This is a genomic window from Nonomuraea sp. B10E15, assembly GCF_039871615.1.
Classification (GTDB): domain Bacteria; phylum Actinomycetota; class Actinomycetes; order Streptosporangiales; family Streptosporangiaceae; genus Nonomuraea.
Map to the genome: position 1 here is coordinate 1 of NZ_JBDPMB010000053.1, position 3401 is coordinate 3401.

3 protein-coding genes are annotated in these 3401 nt (G+C 67.4%); all 3 read right to left on the reverse strand.

The features are described 5' to 3' along the window. Positions 1–47: 47 nt before the first annotated feature. From ABGB14_RS49910 to ABGB14_RS49920, 3 genes are read right to left on the reverse strand one after another with little or no spacing between them, the layout of a single operon-like run. The gene (locus ABGB14_RS49910) at positions 48–347 is read right to left on the reverse strand and encodes a hypothetical protein (protein ID WP_132516880.1); all 300 of its coding nucleotides are present in this window, start codon (positions 345–347) and stop codon (positions 48–50) included. Next, a complete protein-coding gene (locus ABGB14_RS49915) occupies positions 344–2248 on the reverse strand; it encodes a tyrosine-type recombinase/integrase (RefSeq protein WP_347650947.1) in 1905 nt (634 codons plus the stop codon). Before ABGB14_RS49915 ends, ABGB14_RS49910 begins: the two co-directional genes overlap by 4 nt. Continuing rightward, complete coding sequence (locus tag ABGB14_RS49920) at positions 2214–3299, reverse strand: tyrosine-type recombinase/integrase (protein WP_347650948.1); 1086 nt, start codon at positions 3297–3299, stop codon at positions 2214–2216. Before ABGB14_RS49920 ends, ABGB14_RS49915 begins: the two co-directional genes overlap by 35 nt. Positions 3300–3401: the final 102 nt, after the last annotated feature.

Genomic DNA, 3401 nt, shown 5'->3' on the forward strand with positions numbered 1-3401 from the left:
TTATCCGGCTAATGGCCCCGGTTCCTTGCGTTGGCCGGTTAACGCTTTCAGCCGACTCGAGTAGCGAGTCGGCGGAGTTGCTCTTCGTGGTGCCGGACGCGAGCGGCGACGGCTTCCAGAGCGGTTTGGAGTGTGCGGATTTCGTCCAGGAGGCCGGTGAGGGTGCCGTTGGTGGCGGCGCGGTGACGGTTCTCCTCGATGACGATGCGGAGGCTGGGGCTGCGGTAGAGGGTGGTGCGGCCCAGCCCGGTGAGGGTGGCGACGGCAGTGAAGGTGACGGGGTGGCCGTCACGGTGGAGTTGCGCGCATGCCCTTTCGACGCGGTGGAGAGTGTCGCTGCTGGTCATCCGGCTTGAGCCTCGCTGATCAGATTGTCGAGTCGAGTGATGAGTCGCCGATGTCGTTCGGCTTCGGCGATCCAGCCTCGATTTTCGGCGTCACGGGCAAGCACCTCGGCATCAACACGCTGGGCAGCGAGGATGGGCAGCGAACTGGGCTCGGCATGGAAGCTGGGGCAGTGTTCGCAGATGTTGGCGTAGGTGCAAGCGCCCTGGGCGGGCGCGCGCAGGCAGAACCCGCCCGCCAGTCGGGATTTGATGAGCGGGGTGTCTTTCCAGTCCTTGCCGCCGGTGATGTCGGCCAGGGGCAGCTGGACGTGGCCGGGAGCTGGGGTGCGGGTGTGTTGTTTGGCCAGGTCGAGGGCGCGTTCGTACTCGGCGCGGACGGTGGTGTCGAACAATCGCCCATAGCGCAGGCTCATCTCGGCGGAGGCGTGTCCGAGCAGCGCCATCAGTGCCTGCAGGGAGACGCCGGCGTTCACTAGGGCCGTGGCGTAGGTGTGGCGGAGCTGGTGGGAGGTGATGTGGCCGAGTCCGGCTTGCTGGGCGGCGCGGTCGAGCTCGGCGCGGACGGCACCTTGGCCCAGACGGCGCCCGTGGTGGGTGAACAGGAACTGCGCCGGACGCCGGTAGCGGGGGTGCGGCATGGGCCTGCCGTGCGTTCGGAGCTCGATGATGTGGTCGATCAGGTCCAGGATGTCGTCATCGAGGGGGACCATGCGTTCGGTGTCCAGCTTTCCGAGGCCGATTTTCAGCCAGCTGCCGTGGCCGGGGACCTCGTGGACGCAGTCGAGTTCCAGGTCCAGGAGTTCTCCGATGCGTAGCCCGCAGGCGCGTTGCAATCTTAGGGCGCAGGCGGCCAGCTGGTTGCCGGGGCGGTCGCGGAGCTCTTCGGTCAGGCGGCGATCGGCATCGATGGGCAGGTAGCGGGGCAGTACCTGCGGGAGCTTGGGGTTGTCATCACGGAACACCAGCTTGCGGGTGGGCGCCTCAGCCCAGCCCCACTCGGTGATGTCGGTGAGGAAGCCGGTCAGCGCCATCACCCGGCGGGAGCGGTCGGCGAGGGTGATGACTTCGCCGTTCTTGGGGTTGACGGCCTCGACCAGGGCGGTGAGGTAGGGCTCGATGTGACGCTGGCGGTCCAGCTGGGCGATCGAGGTGAGTCCGGGATCGATGTGGGTGAGGAAGAGGCCGAAGTATTTGAGCCGGGTGGCGATCGCGGAGACGGTCTTGGGCTGGCAGGTGGCGCGCTTGCGTTCCAGGTAGGCGATCATCGTGGTGCGGATCGGTTCTGCCACCTCGGCCAGCCGCTGCTCGAAGGGGACCGGCCCGCCCATCGTCGGCAGCGTGTCGATAATGCCCAGGTGGAACAGGACCCGCTGGGCATTGCTGAGCGCGGACAGATAGTGACGGTGGTCCTTGCCGGTGCGGGCGCTGCGCGCGGCGCAGGCGGCGGCGAACTCGTCCAGATCGTCCAAGGTGAGCTGCTCCAGGGGGCGTCCAGCCTGGATGAGCAGCCGGGCCGGCACCTGAGAGCCGGTGGCCAGACGCACGCGCAAGGAGAAGCCGAGGTCCTCGGCGGCGGTCATGAAGCGCTGCACTCCCGCAGCGATGGGCGAGTCCTCGATCTCTCGCCAGAACGTGGACAGTTTGCGTTCCAGCAGGTAGTCGTAGCCGGGTCGTAGTCCGCGGTGCAGCATGAGAAAGGTGATGATCGGCCGAGTGTGCGCATCAGCCGACAAGCGGATCTCCAACGGTTGCGCGGCCCAGCACCCGGGGTCGGGCCAACGCTCGAAGAACACTCGCGCGGCCTGCTGATAGGGACGGTTGCCTCGCCCGGTCCGCTGCAGATAGTCCAGGTAATCGGCGTGCAGGCTATTGCTGGGCGCGGATGCGGCTGCGTGCGGCATCGAACTCGGCTTTCACGTGGGCGGGTGCCAGATGGATATAGCGGGCGGTGGTGTCGACGTGCGCGTGACCGAGCAACGCCTGCATCACCGCCAGGTCGACTCCGGCTTCGGCCAGTGCGGTGCCGAAGGTGTGCCGCAGCGCGTGGGGATGACCTGCGGTGATCCCGCTGACGGCTCGGTGATAGCGGAAGATCGTGCGCAGCCCGGCCGCTGTGAGCGGTCGCCCTCGGTTGGGGCCCTTGGCCACCAGGAACAGCCGCTGCTCGGTCGACTCGGGACGCTCAGCCAGCAGATATACCTGGATGACCGAGGCGACGTCGGCGTCCAACGGGACGCGCCGCTGCCGATCACCCTTGCCGATCACGTTCGCCCAGCGGCCACCGATGTCGGCGTCGGCGACGTTCAAGCCGAGCACCTCGGCCGAGCGCAACCCGCAATACAGCATCAGACCCGCGATCGCTCGGTCGCGCCAGGTGTGGAAGCTGGCCAGCAACTCGGCTGCCTGCGTCTGGGACAGTGCCTTGGGCAGGCGCCGTGGCTCGCGCAGTCGTAGCGAGGAGCGATTCTTCGGGCGGCGGATCGTGTGCGCGAGCATCCCTGACCGCTCGCCGGCCACCCGCCAGCGCGCCTCGCGCCCTTTCGGGACCGGGTTGACGGACTCCGGATCGCGCATCGTGACGAACGTGAACAGCCCCGAGATGGCCGCCAGTCGCCGGTTGATCGTCGTGGCGGCGTACTGATCCATCCGGCGGCCCGACAAGGTGACGACGTTCGGGCCGCCGCGACGCCCGGCAACCTTGGCCTCGCGACAGGCGTGCAGGAACTTCAGCAGCGTCTCGGTCGTCACCTCGCCCAGCGACACGTCCTCGGTCGCCAGCCAGCGGCAGAATGCCAGCAGGTCATAGCCGTAGGCGCGGACGGTCTTGGGCGAGTAGTTCCGGTCTGCCAGATACGCCAGATACTCATCGACCAGGACGAACTGCCCGGCGGACGGTCCAGCAAGCATCCAGCTCCCTTCACGCTCCTCCAGCCGGAGTCCCTGTTCGATCATGAGGACAGATGTACCCGCGATGGCCCCATCCGGCCAGCAGGTAGCAAATCACGGCGTGTCGCTGACCTGGGGAAACATAGGTATTGGCCGGTTAAGAGGGAG